This window comes from Tsukamurella sp. DT100 (assembly GCF_049844855.1).
GTDB lineage: Bacteria > Actinomycetota > Actinomycetes > Mycobacteriales > Mycobacteriaceae > Tsukamurella.
The window spans coordinates 234409-248704 of record NZ_JBNCLV010000002.1; the positions used below are offsets into that span (position 1 = coordinate 234409).

The 14296-nt window shown below is 73.2% G+C and carries 14 protein-coding genes; 5 read left to right on the forward strand and 9 right to left on the reverse strand.

The genetic code is table 11. The features are described 5' to 3' along the window. Window position 1: 1 nt before the first annotated feature. From ACLQ3K_RS04830 to ACLQ3K_RS04850, 5 genes are read right to left on the reverse strand one after another with little or no spacing between them, the layout of a single operon-like run. Complete coding sequence (locus ACLQ3K_RS04830) at window positions 2–826, reverse strand: hypothetical protein (RefSeq protein WP_425997447.1); 825 nt, start codon at window positions 824–826, stop codon at window positions 2–4. Window positions 827–843: 17 nt separating this feature from the next. After that, complete coding sequence (locus ACLQ3K_RS04835) at window positions 844–1701, reverse strand: P1 family peptidase (RefSeq protein ID WP_425997449.1); 858 nt, start codon at window positions 1699–1701, stop codon at window positions 844–846. Between the two features lie 58 nt (window positions 1702–1759). Continuing rightward, window positions 1760–2146, reverse strand: coding sequence for a DUF5313 family protein (locus ACLQ3K_RS04840; RefSeq protein WP_224651714.1), 387 nt, complete (start codon window positions 2144–2146; stop codon window positions 1760–1762). Beyond that, the gene (locus ACLQ3K_RS04845) at window positions 2143–2601 is read right to left on the reverse strand and encodes a MarR family winged helix-turn-helix transcriptional regulator (protein WP_224651716.1); all 459 of its coding nucleotides are present in this window, start codon (window positions 2599–2601) and stop codon (window positions 2143–2145) included. Before ACLQ3K_RS04845 ends, ACLQ3K_RS04840 begins: the two co-directional genes overlap by 4 nt. A 47-nt stretch (window positions 2602–2648) precedes the next feature. Next, on the reverse strand, window positions 2649–5057 hold the full coding sequence (locus ACLQ3K_RS04850) for an ATP-dependent DNA ligase (protein ID WP_425997452.1): 2409 nt from the start codon (window positions 5055–5057) through the stop codon (window positions 2649–2651). A gap of 358 nt (window positions 5058–5415) precedes the next feature. On the opposite strand from ACLQ3K_RS04850, the gene ACLQ3K_RS04855 reads away from it, so the two are divergent. Continuing rightward, window positions 5416–6228: a Ku protein gene (locus tag ACLQ3K_RS04855; protein ID WP_425997454.1), complete on the forward strand. Its 813-nt coding sequence runs from the start codon at window positions 5416–5418 to the stop codon at window positions 6226–6228. 10 nt (window positions 6229–6238) lie between these two features. Here the strand turns inward: ACLQ3K_RS04855 and ACLQ3K_RS04860 are convergent, their stop codons facing one another. Beyond that, window positions 6239–7996 (reverse strand): GNAT family N-acetyltransferase, encoded by a 1758-nt coding sequence (locus ACLQ3K_RS04860; RefSeq protein ID WP_425997456.1) that lies wholly within the window; start codon window positions 7994–7996, stop codon window positions 6239–6241. A 52-nt stretch (window positions 7997–8048) separates the two neighbouring features. Between ACLQ3K_RS04860 and ACLQ3K_RS04865 the strand changes: the two genes are divergently transcribed. Next, a complete protein-coding gene (locus ACLQ3K_RS04865) occupies window positions 8049–8822 on the forward strand; it encodes an alpha/beta fold hydrolase (RefSeq protein ID WP_425997458.1) in 774 nt (257 codons plus the stop codon). Here the strand turns inward: ACLQ3K_RS04865 and ACLQ3K_RS04870 are convergent. Next, window positions 8725–9681 (reverse strand): DMT family transporter, encoded by a 957-nt coding sequence (locus ACLQ3K_RS04870; protein WP_425997460.1) that lies wholly within the window; start codon window positions 9679–9681, stop codon window positions 8725–8727. The two genes, ACLQ3K_RS04865 and ACLQ3K_RS04870, sit on opposite strands and share 98 nt — an antisense overlap. An 82-nt stretch (window positions 9682–9763) precedes the next feature. On the opposite strand from ACLQ3K_RS04870, the gene ACLQ3K_RS04875 reads away from it, so the two are divergent. Further along, the gene (locus ACLQ3K_RS04875; RefSeq protein ID WP_425997462.1) at window positions 9764–10669 is read left to right on the forward strand and encodes a LysR substrate-binding domain-containing protein; all 906 of its coding nucleotides are present in this window, start codon (window positions 9764–9766) and stop codon (window positions 10667–10669) included. Here ACLQ3K_RS04875 and ACLQ3K_RS04880 read toward each other — a convergent pair. Both ACLQ3K_RS04880 and ACLQ3K_RS04885 read right to left on the reverse strand, forming a co-directional pair. Next, entirely contained in the window at window positions 10656–12014 is a 1359-nt protein-coding gene (locus ACLQ3K_RS04880; protein WP_425997464.1) for an MFS transporter, read from the reverse strand. The genes ACLQ3K_RS04875 and ACLQ3K_RS04880 overlap by 14 nt on opposite strands. Window positions 12015–12079: 65 nt before the next feature. Next, window positions 12080–12451, reverse strand: coding sequence for an EthD domain-containing protein (locus tag ACLQ3K_RS04885; RefSeq protein WP_425997466.1), 372 nt, complete (start codon window positions 12449–12451; stop codon window positions 12080–12082). A gap of 116 nt (window positions 12452–12567) precedes the next feature. On the opposite strand from ACLQ3K_RS04885, the gene ACLQ3K_RS04890 reads away from it, so the two are divergent. Then, on the forward strand, window positions 12568–13968 hold the full coding sequence (locus ACLQ3K_RS04890; RefSeq protein ID WP_425997468.1) for an MFS transporter: 1401 nt from the start codon (window positions 12568–12570) through the stop codon (window positions 13966–13968). Between the two features lie 10 nt (window positions 13969–13978). After that, window positions 13979–14296 (forward strand): helix-turn-helix domain-containing protein, encoded by a 318-nt coding sequence (locus ACLQ3K_RS04895; RefSeq protein WP_224651735.1) that lies wholly within the window; start codon window positions 13979–13981, stop codon window positions 14294–14296.

Below are 14296 nucleotides of genomic sequence, written 5' to 3' on the forward strand. Positions count from 1 at the left end.
CTCACGAGACGCCCAGCAGCGTCATCTCGTTGGCGTTGATGTCCGCGGCGATGAGGGTGCCCGTGCCGCCGCCGGTCCCGGTCCCGTCGGGCCGGGTGTGCACGGTGTTGACCACGCCGACGGCGGTGAACGTCCCGTCGGGCCACCGGGCGTAGACGGGGCCGCCCGAATCCCCCTCGACGGCGGGGATTCCGGCCCAGGTGACGCGGGTTCCGGTCACGTCGTCGAGCACACCGCATTGCTTGCCGGTGCGCGCGCCGACGACGCAGATCTCCGGCCGCCCCGCGCGCAGGTCCTCGGTGCGGCTGACGCCCCGGACGGGGCCGATCGCCCGCGCGACCGGGGCGACGTCGCTCCCCGCGAGCTGGATGATCGCGATGTCCTGCCCGCGCGTGCTGCGGGTGGCCTTGATGTACTCGCCGAACGGGGTGCTGCCGCCGTCCGGGGTCAGGTAGCGGGCGACGGGATTGCGGCCCGGCCGGGCCTTCCCGGCCAGCTCGGCGCAGTGCCCGGCGGTGAAGGCCACGACCTGGCCGCCGGGGTAGCGGGCGAGGAAGCCCAGGGTGCAGACGCTCGCGTACACGCCGAACGGGTCGGCGTACGTGGTGATCCCGGACCCGGTGGTGGGTTTCGGCGCCGTCGCGGGCTTGAGGCCGGGCGCCACCACGTCGTAGGGCTGCACGACGGGCGTCGTGATCACGACGGTGGGGCTCGACGGTGCCTCGGGTGCGGCGACCTCGTCGCGCTGGACCACCGCGCACCCGCCGAGCAGGAGGAGCGACACCGCGCACGACACGGCCCGCAGCGGGCGGCGGGCGACGGTCATCGACTCAGCGTAGGTCGTCAGGCGCGCGAGCGGATGGCCTCGGAGACGGCGGAGATCGCCAGCGCCCGCACCACGTCGACCTTGGCGTCCACCTCGCCGGTCGCGGCGGAGATGAAGGCGTCGCCGTCGTACCGGGTGTGCGGCGGGTCGATCGCGCGGGCCAGCCCGTCGTGCGCGCCCTGCGCCAGGATGAGGCACTCGATCTTGGTGAGCTTCGCGTTGGTGATCACCACGCCGATGGTTGTGTTCTGCCGGTTGCCGCCGAAGGGCTCGTAGCCGCCGAAGTCGGGGGTCCCGGCCTTGCCGGTGAGGATGTCGCCGAAGGCGTTCACGGCGCACAGCGCGCCCACGACCACGTCGCCCGCGCGGACCTCGGCGTACGCGAGGCCGGCGTCGTGCAGGTTCTCCAGGCCGCGGGCCTTGCCGGTAGTGGCGCCGGTGCCGGCGCCGATCAGGCCGTGGAGCTCGGTGTCGGTGCTCGCGGAAGCCGCTGCCGCGTAGCCGTTCTCGGCGGTCGGGCGGACCGTCGGATCGCCGACCATGAGGTCGAACAGGCCCAGGGTGGGCACGATCGGCACGCGGCCCGCCACGGTCTCGACGCCCCGGCCCTCCTCCTCGAGGCGGCGCATCACCCCGTCGGCGGAGGCCAGGCCGAAGGCGGAGCCCCCGGTGAGGACTGCGGCGTGGATCTCCTCGACGGAGCGCTCGGGGGAGAGCAGGTCGAACTCGCGGGAGGCGGGGGCGCCGCCGCGGACCTCCCCGGAGCCGACGGTGCCGTCGGGGAAGGTCACGACGGTGCAGCCGGTGCGGGCCGCCGCGTCGGTGAAGTGGCCGACGCGGACGCCGGGGACGGTGACGCTCGGGACGACGGGCATGCTCCCAGGCTACGACGGTGCCGTCGCGCGCGGGTGGCGGCGGGTCCGGCGCGTGGTGTCAGGCGCGGGCGGGGGCGTACGCGGCCTCGTAGGCGGCGCGGGTCGCATCGCGGCGCTCGGCCACGGCGGGGTTCTCGAGCTCGGGATCGAGGCCGTTCTTCTCCAGCCGGCGCGCGCGGTTGGGGCGCATGTAGGCGGCGTTGTAGAAGACCGCGAGCAGCGCGCCGAGCAGCACCGTGGCGCCGCGCAGCGCCAGCGGGCCGGGCAGCAGCATGAGCAGCGCGTACACCGGGAGCACGGCGAGCTGGCCGCGGATCAGATGGCGGAACGCCCAGCTGCGGCGGGTGAGGTTGCGGCGCACCCACTCCCGGTTCCGCTCCGGCAGCGAGCCGGTGTAGACCCAGGCGAGGTAGTGCAGGGGATCGGGGCGGTGGACGGCGTTCATCGGGACTCCTTCAGTGCGCCCGCGGCGAGCGCTTTGGCGTTGACGGTGGTGAGCACGCGGTGCAGGTCCTCGAGCTCGGCGAGGCTGGCGCCCAGGGCGTCGATCACGGCGGGCGGCACCGCGAGGGCCTGCTCGCGCAGCGCGTGGCCGGCCTCGGTGAGCTCGACGTCGATCCGGCGCTCGTCGTCCGCGGAGCGGCCGCGGGTGAGCAGGCCCTGCGCCTCGAGCCGCTTGAGCAGCGGGCTCAGGGTGGGCGAATCCAGCTGCAGCGCCTCGGCGATCTCCTTCACCGACCGCGGCGACGCCTCCCACAGCGCGAGCATCACGAGGTACTGGGGGTGGGTGAGCCCCATCGGCGCCAGGATCGGCCGATACACCGAGAGCACCGCGCGGTTGGCGACGGCCAGCGCGAAGCACACCTGGCGTTCCAGGGCGAGAGGGTCGGGATCTGTCATGTCCCGACGGTAGCAGAAGAGTAGTGCACGAATCAATAGTGCACTAACTATTCCTCGGGGCCCTCCCACGGCGCCTCGTCGGCGGAGGGCAGGTCGCCGGGGAGCAGGTCACGACGGAAGCCCCGCCAGCTGGGTTGCCGCAGGTGACCGCCCCGGCGCAGCGACGAGTACCGCACGTCGCCGATCACCTTCGGCAGCACCCAGACCGCGTCGCGGGCCTCCGGATCGTCGATCGGGGCCGTGAACGGGGAGCGGCGCATGCGCAGCGGCTCCAGCTCCTCGGCGAGCGCCGCCAGGTCGCGGTCGCTGAACCCCGACCCCACCGACCCCAGGTAGACGAGCCCCGTCTCCGCGGGCAGGCCCACCAGCACCGAGCCGATCCCGTTCGCCCGCGAGCCCTTCCCCGGCTTCCAGCCGCCGATCGCGACCTGCAGATCGCGCCAGTTCTTGTGCTTGAGCCACGCGCGCACCCGCTGCCCGGGCAGGTACGGCGAGTCCCGCCGCTTCGCGATGATCCCCTCCCAGCCGAGCTCCGCGCTGAGCGCCGCGGCCTCCGCGCCGGTCGCCGCGTCGACGAGCGGCGGCACGCTCACCGCCGTGTCGTGCTCGAGCAGCGGCGCAAGGCCTTCCAGTACCTGGCGGCGCACCGTCCACGGGCGCTTCGTCAGGTCGACGCCGTTCAGGGACAGGACGTCGAAGAGGTACAGCTGCACCGCGCCGGCCCGGGTGTCGCCGCCCGCCATCAGGTGGAACGACGGGACGCCGTCCGGGTCGAGCACGACCGCCTCGCCGTCGAGCACCACGTCCATCCCGTCGAGATCGGCCGCCAGCGACTCGAACTCGGGGAACTCGCCGGTCACGGTGCGGCCCGACCGGGTGCGCAGGGAGACGGTGCCGCCGCGCACCGTCGCGATCATGCGGTAGCCGTCCCACTTGCCCTCGAAGGCCCAGTCCGCGGCGGCGAGCCCGTCGATCGCGGAGTCCGTGGGCAGCATCGGATCCGGTGCGAGCGCGGCCGTCGGCTTGGCGGGCGCGGACTTGTCCTTGGTGAGGTGCGCGAGCCAGTTCTTCTCGCCAGTGCGGATCAGCGCGTACCGCTTGCCCTGCAGGCGATTCCCGTGCAGTGTCACGATCACCTCGCTCGAGCGCCACTTCTCCAGCTCGTAGGTGCCGTGGTCCCAGATGCTCACGTCGCCACCGCCGTACTCGCCCTTGGGGATGCTGCCCTCGAAGGCCGCGTAGTCCATCGGGTGGTCCTCGGTGCGGACGGCGAGGTGGTTGATCTCCGGGTCGTCGGGCAGGTTCTTCGGCACGGCCCAGGAAGCGAGCACGCCGTCGTGCTCCAGTCGGAAGTCGTAGTGCAGGCGCCGCGCGTGGTGCTCCTGGATGACGAAGATCGGATCGCCGGTCGACGGTGCGCCGCCGAAGGGCTCGGGCGTATTGCGTGCGTCGCGCTTGGCGCGGTACTCGCCGAGGTCGACGGGTTCCGGCGGCGGCGCCGACGGTCCCGACGGCGCGGCCCCGGCACCGTCGGAACCGGAGACGTCGGCACCGTCGAGGCCGGCGAGGAGGTCGCCCTCGGCCAGTGCCCGCGCGAGTACCTCCCCGAACTCCAGCTGGCGCAGGCCGGGCCGGGCGAGCTCGTCCCAGGTGCGCGGCGCGGCGACCCACGGATGGTCCCGCCCCCGCAGGGAGTAGGGCGCGACGGTGGTCTTGGACGCGCTGTTCTGCGACCAGTCGACGAAGACGCGGCCGCCGCGCTGGTCCTTCGCCATCGACGCGGTGACCAGCCCGGGCGACTCGGCCTCCAGCTGCGACGCGATCGCGTGCGCGACCTTGCGGGCGCCCTGCGCGGAGATGCCGCCGGGCAGGGGCGCGTAGATGTGCAGCCCCTTGGACCCGCTCGTCACCGGGTAGCCTTCCATGCCCATCGCGGCGAGCAGCTCGCGGATGCGCAGCGCGAGGGCGGCGCACTCGTCGAGGGTGACGTCGGGGCCGGGGTCCAGGTCCAGCACGAGGCGGTTCGGCGGCCCGGGCACCTCCGGGCGGTCGGGGTCGGCACCGTCGGAAGCGGCACCGTCGGGCACGAAAGCCCACTGCGGGACGTGCAGTTCCAGCGCCGCCTGCTGGCCGAGCCAGACCATGCCGGCGGCGTTCTCGATGATCGGGTACTGGGACTCGCCGTCGGAGTGGAACTGGCTGCCGCGGCGGATCCAGGCGGGCGCGTGGCTCGGCAGCCGCTTCTCGAAGAAGGCGGTCTTGTCCACCCCGTTGGGCCAGCGCTTGCGGGTGAGCGGGCGATCGCGGAGGTGCGGCAGCGCGAACGGCGCGATGGCCTGGAAGTAGTCGATGACCTCGGCCTTCGTGGTGCCCGTGGCGGGATAGAGCACCTTGTCGAGGTTGGTCAGCTGCACGCCGACGCCGTCGACCTCGCGGTTCTCCCGGATCTGCGCCACGGCCCCATTATCGAACCCGCCGCGCCGAAACGGGGGAGCTGTGTCGCTGAAACGGTGATGCGCCGGACGCATCGCCTCTGACCTGGGGCGATAACGTCCGGTGATGCGGCCGGTGCATCGCCCCCTCGCCGCGGGAAGCGGGCGGCCGAAGTCCGATCGGTAGGGCGCCGGAGAGGCAAACGCGACCGGCGATGCGCCACCCGCATCGCCCCGCCCGCCGAAGGGCGCTCGACCTGCAGGGTCTCGGTGATGCGCAGCGCGCATCACCTTCTCGGGCGAGAAGCGACCCGTTCGGAGCCCGGAGACGGCTGCGGGATCTCCCCTCGCCATATGACTCCTCACCAGTCACAATGGTCACATGCGCGCGATATGGACGGGTGAGCTGTCGTTCGGGCTCGTGAACGTGCCCGTGAAGGTGTACTCCGCGATCGAGAGCCACGATGCGAAGTCGCACCAGGTGGACTCGAAGGACGGGGTCCGCATCCGGTACAAGCGTGTGCGCGAGGGCACCGACGAGGAGATCGAGTTCGCGAACATCGCGAACGCCTACGAGTCCGACGGCGGCGACACGGTGGTGCTGTCCAAGGAGGACATCAAGTCGATGCCGGTGGAGAAGCACCGGGAGATCGCGGTGACGGAGTTCGTGCCGCGCGAGGACGTCGACCCGATCATGTTCGACAAGCCCTACTTCCTCGAGCCCTCGTCGAAGTCGCCCAAGGCGTACGTGCTGCTGCGGCAGGCGCTGCAGGAGACGGACCGGCTCGCGATCTGCACCTTCACGCTCCGCAACCGCACGCGGCTGTGCGCGCTGCGCGTGGTCGGCAACGTGATGGTGCTGCAGACGCTGCTCTGGCCCGACGAGGTGCGCACGCCCGAGTTCCCGGCCCTCACCGAGGACGTGAAGATCCGCCCGCAGGAGCTGGCGATGGCCGCCTCGCTCATCGACTCGATGGCGACGGAGTTCGACCCGGAGCAGTACGAGGACGACTACCAGGTGCAGCTGCGCCAGCTGATCGAGGCCAAGGCCACCGGCGGCACCGCGTTCCCCGAGGCGCCCGAGGAGGAGGCCGAGGACGACGAGGTCGCCGACCTGCTCGCCGCCCTCAAGGCGTCGGTGAAGAACCGGGAGGCGCAGCCGGAGCGGCCGGCCCGCAAGCGCGCCGCGGGCTGAGGCGCTCGGGTCAGAGCGTGCGCTTGAGTCCCACGTGCTCGGAGCGATACCCGAGCCGGGTGTAGAAGGCGCGGGCCCGGTCGCGGGAGACGTCGGTGGTGAGCTGCGAGAGCACGGCGCCGTGGGTCCGGCCGTGGTGGTGCGCCCACTCGATCATCGCGGTGCCCAGCCCCTGCGATCGGTGTTCGCGGGCCACCCGGACGCCCTCGATCTGCAGCCGCGTCGCGCCGCTGCGGGACAGGCCCGGGATCACCGTGAGGTGCATCGTCCCCACGACGTCGCCGGCGGCGTCGCGGATCACGGCGAGGTACTGCGAGCGGTCGCGCGTCACCAGCTCGAAGGCGCTGTCGTACTCGGCGGCGTCGCCCACCTCGCGGGTCGCGCCGAGCTCGTCGTCGGCGAGCAGCGCGACGATCGCGGGGACGTCGTCGCGGCGCGCGCGCTCGATCCGGTAGGTGCCGCCGACGCCGCGGAGCACCCCGCCGACGGAGGCGCGGGCCTGCAGCTCGCGGACCACCCCGTCGAGCCAGGCCCCGACGTTCGCGCGCGCCTCGAGGGTGTCGGGGTAGCGGCAGCGCAGGTGCAGCCCCGCCTCGTCGAGGATGAACCAGAGCATCACCCCGTCGGTGCGGATGGTGGCGCCGACGTACTGTGCGTCGAGCCGGGTCGCGTCCACCCGGACCGGCAGCCGTCGCAGGTCCAGCCACGAGATCGCGAACATGCCCGGCGTCTCGGGCATCCCGCCCCACTGCTCGAGCACGTCGGCGAGCGGCCACGACCCGAGCCGCACCGCCTCCTTCACCGCCTCGGCCGCCGCGGCCGGCTCCGCGGAGGGGGAGTCGAGCACCGAGTTCGTGATGAACCAGCCCACCGAGTCGTGCCACGTCTCGTCGTACCGGCTGTGCACGGGGAACACGGCGCGCAACGGAGCCCCGGCGAGGTCCAGTGTCACGCGGGTCAGCGCCGCCACCGTGGCCGAGAGGGTGGAGACGCCCGCCTCCCGCGCCGCCGCGGCGAACGCGGCGACCTCGTCGGTGCCGAAGACGTCGCGGACCTCGACGCGCTCGCGGTGCGCCTCGGGGGTGCCCAGCGGCAGGGGGAACAGGGGCATGACTCCGCCGCTGGCGGTGATGATCTCGGCCCAGCGACGCCGCACGTCGTCGGGCGCGGACGGGCGGTCCGCCAGGGCCCGGGTGTGGTCGACGAAGGGCGGCACGGCCTCCGTCGACGGTGCCCGCCCCGCCCGGACGTCCTCGAGCGCGGCGAGCAGATCGCGCGCGATCACGAGCATCGACCACATGTCGGTGTGCGAGTGGTCGGCGGCCACGATCACCGTCGGACCGGCGGCGGTCTCGAGGACGCAGAGCCGGTGTGCCGGACGACGATACGGGGAACAGGCGTCGTCGAGCACGTCGCGCAGGGCGTCGTTGACGGCCTGACCCGGGCCGATCGCGTGCTCCACCCAGTTCCCCGGCCGGACCGAGATCTCGTGCAGGGTGGGCCCGTCGGGTCCGGGGAGGAAGGCGGTCCGCAGCGTGCCGTGCCGGGCGATCACCGCCAGCCAGGCGGCGGCCAGCTGCTCGCGCGGCACCGGGTCGGGGAGCCGGAAGGACAGCGCCATCCACGACCCGGGCCGGTCCCCGCCGCCCACGTGCCGTGCCTGGTCGAAGGACACCGGCAGCGTCGCGCCCGGCTCCGACACCGCGACGTCGTAGCCGTACAGCCGGCCGAAGGGCAGGCGCAGGTGGGCGACGTTGGTCAGGCGCATGGGCGGTACCCTAGCCCTCCGACGACCCCTTTGCGCGGCGAGAGAAGGCCGGATGACCAGCTTCGACGTCCCCGGGGCGCGGCTCGCCGCCGAGTACAGCGACGAGCACGGCCGCCCCGTCGTGCAGCTGCACGGCCTCACCTCCAGCCGCGCCCGCGACCGGGTGCTGGACCTCGACCTCGGCCGCGGCCTCAGCGGCACGCGCCTGCTGCGTTACGACGCGCGCGGCCACGGCTTCTCCACGGGCCGCGCCGTTCCCGACGACTACCGCTGGCCGAACCTCGCCGACGACCTGCTGCGGCTCCTGGACCACTGGTTCCCCGGGGAACAGGTGCACGGCGTCGGCCCGTCGATGGGGACCGGCACGCTGCTGCACGCCGCGGTCCGCGAACCGGAGAGGTTCAGCGGGCTCACGCTCATGGTGCCGCCCACCGCCTGGGCGACGCGTGTCGCGAAGGCCGCCGAGTACCGCGCCGCCGCAACGCTGATCGAGGAGCGCGGGCTGGAGGAGTTCCTCGCCGCGGGCGAGGGTGCGGTCGCGCCGCCGGCCACCGTCGAACATCCGCCGACGCGACCCGACGTCCCCGAGGCGCTCCTGCCGTCGCTCTTCCGGGGCGCCGCGGCGAGCGATCTCCCCGCGGTCGGGGAGATCGCCCGCATCGACGTGCCGGTCACCGTCCTGGCCTGGATCGACGATCCGTCGCACCCGGTCTCGACCGCCGAGGAGCTCAGCAGGACGCTCCCGCGGGCGACGCTGTCGGTCGCTCGGACTCCGCGGGACGTGCAGGAGTGGCCGTCGGTCCTGCTCCGGGACGTCGCGGGCTGAGCCGGGACACCGCGACGCCGACCAGGCAAAGGACCCCGCCCAGCAGGCCCCACGCGGTGGGCGTCTCCGCCAGGAACGCCCAGCTCAGCAGGATCGACAGGCCCGGCACCGCGTAGGACGACGAGGCCGTGACCCCGGCGGGGGTGTGCGCCAGCGCGTAGGCCCACAACAGGAAGGCGAGCGCCGTGGGCACGAGGCCCAGGTAGATCACGCCGACGGTGCTCGACATCGGGGCGGCCGCGAGCTCGTCGAAGAGTCGGGGCGCCCAGGGCAGCAGCACGATCGCGCCGACGCCCGCGCCCAGCGCGGTCGCGGTGAGCGGGTCGACGGTGCGCAGCACCAGCTTCTGCGCCACCACGCTGATGCCGTAGAGCAGGGCGGCCGCGACCGCGAGGGCGACGCCGGCACCGTCGCGCCGGCCGTCGCCGGTGAACGCGATGACCGCGGCCCCGGCGAAGCTGATCGCGATGCCCACCACGAGCAGCGGCGGGAAGCCCTCCTGCAGGAAGGCGCCGGCCAGCACCGCGACGATGATCGGCGCGATGTTCACCAGCAGCGCCGTGGTGCCGGCGTCGAGGTGCTGCTCCGCCGCGTTGACCAGCACGGTGTACAGCGCGAACCACAGCGCGCCGTATCCGATCGTGAGCGCGAGCGTCCGGCCGCGCGGCAGCCGGACACCGCCGTTGTACAGGGCGTTCATCCCCCAGATCACGCCGAGCACGGCGGCGCCCACCAGCAGGCGGCCCTCCGCCATGGCGATGGGGGAGACGTGCGGGCCGATCCCGCGGATCACCACGAAGGCCGAGGCCCACGCGAACATCACGGCCACCAGGGCCAGGGCGGGGAGTCGTTTCGTCATGACTTCACTCTGCGACCGCACCCGAGTAAGCACAAGCGCATATTTCTGCATTATCATTCAGTAGGACTGAATGGAGGGCGCCATGCTCGACGCACACCGGCTCATGATCTTCCGCTCCGTGGCGGCCACGGGCTCCGTGGCCGCCGCCGCGGCCAGCCTCGGCTACACACCGTCGGCCGTCTCGCAGCACGTCGCCGCCCTGCAGCGCGAGACGGGGCTCAAGCTGCTGGAACGGGTCGGACGGGGCGTCGAGCTCACCCCCGCCGGACGGGTGCTGGCCACCGAGGCCGACGGGGTGCTCAGCAGCCTCAACGACCTCGGCGCCACCGTCGACGACCTGCGGGCCGGCAAGGCCAACCGGATCACCATGAACGTCTTCGCCACCGCGGGCACGCACTGGATGCCCTCGGTGGTGCAGACGCTCAGCGCCGAGTTCCCCGACACCCGGCTGCGCCTGCGCATCGAGGACGAGGTCACCGAGATCGCAGCCCGTCGACCGGATCTCGCCGTCGCGGTCCGGCAGGAGCACGGGCAGACCACCGCGGTGCAGGGCTTCTCGCACGAGGACCTCGTGGTGGAGTCCTACGTCGCCGTCGTGCCCGAGCAGCACGAGTTCGCGGGCCGCGAGCTGGTGGACATGGCCGAGCTCGAGCACGAGCGCTGGATCGACAACGACGTGCGGCGCGGCGCCTGCCGTCAGGCCGTGCTCGACGCCTGCGCCGCAGCGGGATTCACGCCGCGGTTCGTGGTCGAGACCACCGACTACCCGTCCGCGCTGCGGTTCGTCGCGCGGGGCGTCGGCGTCACCGTCCTGCCGCGGCTGGGCGCCACCGAGCTGCCGCCCGGCACCGTCGCCGTCGACGTCTGCAACCCCGCGCCGCGACGCACCATCGTCGCCTACGTCAAGGACTCCGAGTGCCGGAACCCCGTGGTGCGCAGGGCCATGCACCTGCTCCGCGAGGCCGCGGCCACCGCTAGTCGGCCGTGAGCCGCGAGGCGACCGCCACCATCGCGAGGCCGGAGGCGAGCGGCACCAGCAGGGTGACTGCGAACCCGGTGTGGCCCCACGCCAGCACCTGCGCGAAGACCGCACCGGCGCAGGCGATCGCGAGCGCGGTGCCCACGGCGTCGGAGAGCTTGAGCGCACTGGAGTTGGTGCCCTGCTCGTCGTCGGCGCTGCGCGCGAGCATGAGGATCGACAGCGTCGGGTAGGTCAGGCCCATGCCGAACCCGCCGATCGCCCAGGTCGCGAAGATCACCGGCCACGGGGCGTCGAGCGCGAAGGACGCGGCGACCGCCGTGAGCGCGACGACCAGCAGGCTCGACCCGATGAGCGGCAGCCGGTCGCGCACCGGGCCCGTCGCGGGGATGCGCGCCTGGACCTGCGAGGCGAGTGCCCACAGCAGGGCGGCGCCCGTCATCACCGAGCCCGCGGCGAAGGGGGAGAGCCGGTCGATGTGCACGAGGTACAGCGGCACGTAGATCTCCGCGGCGAAGAAGGCACCGGCCATGAGCAGGTTCGCGAGCATGAGGCGCGGGATGCCCGGCCGCGCCGTCAGCGCGCCCGCGGGCAGCATCCGCCGGGTGGCGAGGAGCCCGATCGCGAGCCCGGCCGCCGCGATCGCGAGGAAGACCGCTCCGCCCTTCGGCGCCGCGAACTGCGCGACCGCCGTGCCCGCGCCCGCCGCCAGCGCGGCCAGCAGCAGCCCGCGGTCCGGCGGATCGTCGTTCCGGTAGGGAGATTCGTCGAGGCCGACGGTGGCCCGCAGCGTCGCCACCAGGGCCAGCAGGGACGGACCGGCCAGCCCGAGGAACACCCAGCGCCAGCCGACCGTGTCGGCCGCGAGGCCCGCAATGGCCGGGCCGATGAGCGACGGGACCACCCACGCCGTCGAGTACGCGGCGAAGACCCGTGGCCGCCCCTCCGGCGGCACCAGTCGGCCGACCATCGCGTAGAGCACCACGCTGATCAGGCCGGACCCCAGGCCCTGCACGCCGCGGCCCAGCGCGAGCACGCTCATGCCCGGCGCGGCGCCCACGATCACCAGGCCCGCCGCGAAGAGCAGGGCGCCCGCGATCAGCGGCGGCTTCACGCCGCTGCGGTCCACCCACGGCCCCACCCAGGCGATCGCGACGATCATCGCGGCGAAGGCGGCGCCGAACGCCACGGAGTACTCGGCGGTGGCGCCGAACTCCTCCGCGGCGCGCGGCAGCACGGTGCCCACGGCCAGGGACTCGAAGGCGGAGAAGGAGATCAGCGCGACGGACCCGATCAGGAACCAGCGGAGCCGGCCCCGATCGGAGACGGTCCGCACGCTCTCGTCGATGGTCATTGCTGGGACGCTAATACGTCGACCATGGTTGAGGTCAACCGAGAATCCGCGCACGGCCCGCGATGTCAGGGAAGGACGATCCGCTCCTCGGTGTAGAAGATCGGGGACTCGGCGAGGTCGATGAACCGTCGCTCGTCCTCCAGTAGCGCGCGCCCCGCGTCGCGCCCCTCGTTCGAAGCGCCTACCGCGACCAGGTCGTCGATGCTGTCCCAGTACAGTTCGGCGACGCCGTCGTACGGCGCGACGGTGCTCCCGCGCGCCTGGAGGGTGGCGGCGATCCGCGGATCCGAGAACGGCGCGCTCTGCGTGTACCTCCGAATCCGGAGGGCCGCGCTGTGCCGCCGCACGAGGGCCGCATGGTCCTCACGCCAGTAGCGGTCGAACTCCTCGGGCGACAACGACGAGACCCGTCGCAGGCAGAACACCAGCTTGATCATCGGCCGCGGCTCCTTTCGCTCGTGGTTCCCCCGACGTTTAGCACCCGCGGGCGCCGAGCGCGGCCGGCCGGGCAAAACCGGTTGATCGCCAAGGCTCGGAGCGGCATCGTAGAAAGGTGCATACCGACCCCGGCCCCCGCAGCCGCATGCCCCGCATGCTGCGGCCGCTGCTGCGCCGGGACTACCGCCTCCTCTTCGTCACCCTGCTCTGCGCGCTGACCACCGACGGCATGTGGCTGGTCTCCGTGGTGTGGCAGGTGATCGACATGGGCGGCTCCGCCACCAGCGTCTCGCTGGTCTCCGGCGCCGCCTCCATCGGCCTGCTCGTTTCCACCCTCGCAGGCGGCGTGCTCGCGGACCGGGTGTCGCAGCAGCGGATCCTGTTCGTGCTGGAGCTGCTCAAGGTCGCGGTGATCGGCGGCGTCGGCGCGCTGATCGTCGCCGACGCGATCACCGTGCCGATCCTCATGGCCGGCTCCCTCGCCCTGGGCCTGGTGTCCGGCTTCTACTTCCCCGCCTACTCCGCGCTGGTGCCCCGGCTCGTGCCGGCCGCCGAGCTGCTGGCCGTCAACGGCTACGAGTCCGCGGTCCGTCCCGCCGCGGCGATGGCGGTCGGCCCGGCGGTCGCGGCGTGGATCATCGCCGTCGCCGACCCCGGCGCGGCGCTGCTGGTCGCCGGCGCGATCTGCCTGTTCGCCGCGCTCTGGGTGGTCCGCATCCGGGTGCCGGAGCCCGACGGTGCCGACGAGGCCGAGGAGCCCGGCTCGCCGCTGCGCGATCTGTGGGAGGGCATCCAGTATGTGCGGCGGACCCCCTGGCTGCTCGCGACCCTGCTCTTCGCGAGCCTGATGGTGCTGGTCACCGTCGGCCCGATCGACGTGCTGCTGCCCTTCGCGATCAAGGACCAGGCGCACGGCGCCGCGAGCGAGCACTCGATGATCCTGGCCGCCTACGGCTTCGGCGGCGTGGCCGGCGCGTTGCTCATGGCGGCGCGGAGGATGCCCCGCCGCTATCTGACGGTGATGATGGGTTTCTGGGGCGTCGCCTCACTGCCGATGCTGGTCTTCGGCATCGCCGAGAGCGTGTGGCCCATGGTGATCGCCGGCTTCGTGCTGGGCGTGCTGTTCGAGGCGCCGGTGGTGATCTGGGGGACCCTGCTGCAGCGGCGGGTGCCGCGGCGGCTACTGGGGCGCGTCTCCAGCCTGGACTTCTTCGTCTCGCTGGTGTTCATGCCGCTGTCCTTCGCGCTGGCGGGCCCGGTGAGCCAGGCGATCGGCCTGACCGCCACCTTCACGCTGGCGGCGCTGATCCCGGTGCCGCTCGCCGTGATCGCGATCCTCGCCGCCCGGATGCCGAGCGACGAGCTGGAGCACCCGCTGCGCGACGACGACGCCGACGACCTCGACGAGGATGCCGACGGGGCGGAGCCTGCGCTCGCCGCCGACGCGGGGGCACACGGCGACGCGCCGGTTTCGCCGACCGTGAACGCTCCGCCCGGCGGGCGCACCATCGGATAGGGTCGGACGTATGACGAGTGGGGTGACGAGCATCGAGACGCACGACTCGGCGGAGGCCGAGCGCCCCCCGCTGCTGCGCGAGGTGTTCGGTCGCGTGCTGCGGCAGGAGCGCACCCGCCAGGGGCGCACGCTCGCCGAGGTCGCGCGCGACGCCGGCGTCTCCACGCAGTACCTCTCCGAGGTCGAGCGCGGGCGCAAGGAGGCCTCGTCGGAGGTCCTCGCCAGCGTCTGCGATGCGCTCGGCGGCTCCATGATCGAGTTCGTCGGGGGCGTGCACCGCGAGCTGCTCGGCGCCCGCTCGCGCCCCGTGGCGCTCGCCGCCGCCTGA

Bases quoted from the DNA above. Each gene is read 5' to 3' on its own strand.
- ACLQ3K_RS04840 (WP_224651714.1), bottom strand. From the start codon at position 2,146: ATGAACGCCGTCCACCGCCCCGATCCCCTGCACTACCTCGCCTGGGTC.
- ACLQ3K_RS04855 (WP_425997454.1), top strand. From the start codon at position 5,416: ATGCGCGCGATATGGACGGGTGAGCTGTCGTTCGGGCTCGTGAACGTG.
- ACLQ3K_RS04885 (WP_425997466.1), bottom strand. From the start codon at position 12,451: ATGATCAAGCTGGTGTTCTGCCTGCGACGGGTCTCGTCGTTGTCGCCC.
- ACLQ3K_RS04830 (WP_425997447.1), bottom strand. From the start codon at position 826: ATGACCGTCGCCCGCCGCCCGCTGCGGGCCGTGTCGTGCGCGGTGTCG.
- ACLQ3K_RS04860 (WP_425997456.1), bottom strand. From the start codon at position 7,996: ATGCGCCTGACCAACGTCGCCCACCTGCGCCTGCCCTTCGGCCGGCTG.
- ACLQ3K_RS04865 (WP_425997458.1), top strand. From the start codon at position 8,049: ATGACCAGCTTCGACGTCCCCGGGGCGCGGCTCGCCGCCGAGTACAGC.
- ACLQ3K_RS04880 (WP_425997464.1), bottom strand. From the start codon at position 12,014: ATGACCATCGACGAGAGCGTGCGGACCGTCTCCGATCGGGGCCGGCTC.
- ACLQ3K_RS04845 (WP_224651716.1), bottom strand. From the start codon at position 2,601: ATGACAGATCCCGACCCTCTCGCCCTGGAACGCCAGGTGTGCTTCGCG.
- ACLQ3K_RS04875 (WP_425997462.1), top strand. From the start codon at position 9,764: ATGCTCGACGCACACCGGCTCATGATCTTCCGCTCCGTGGCGGCCACG.
- ACLQ3K_RS04835 (WP_425997449.1), bottom strand. From the start codon at position 1,701: ATGCCCGTCGTCCCGAGCGTCACCGTCCCCGGCGTCCGCGTCGGCCAC.
- ACLQ3K_RS04870 (WP_425997460.1), bottom strand. From the start codon at position 9,681: ATGACGAAACGACTCCCCGCCCTGGCCCTGGTGGCCGTGATGTTCGCG.
- ACLQ3K_RS04895 (WP_224651735.1), top strand. From the start codon at position 13,979: ATGACGAGTGGGGTGACGAGCATCGAGACGCACGACTCGGCGGAGGCC.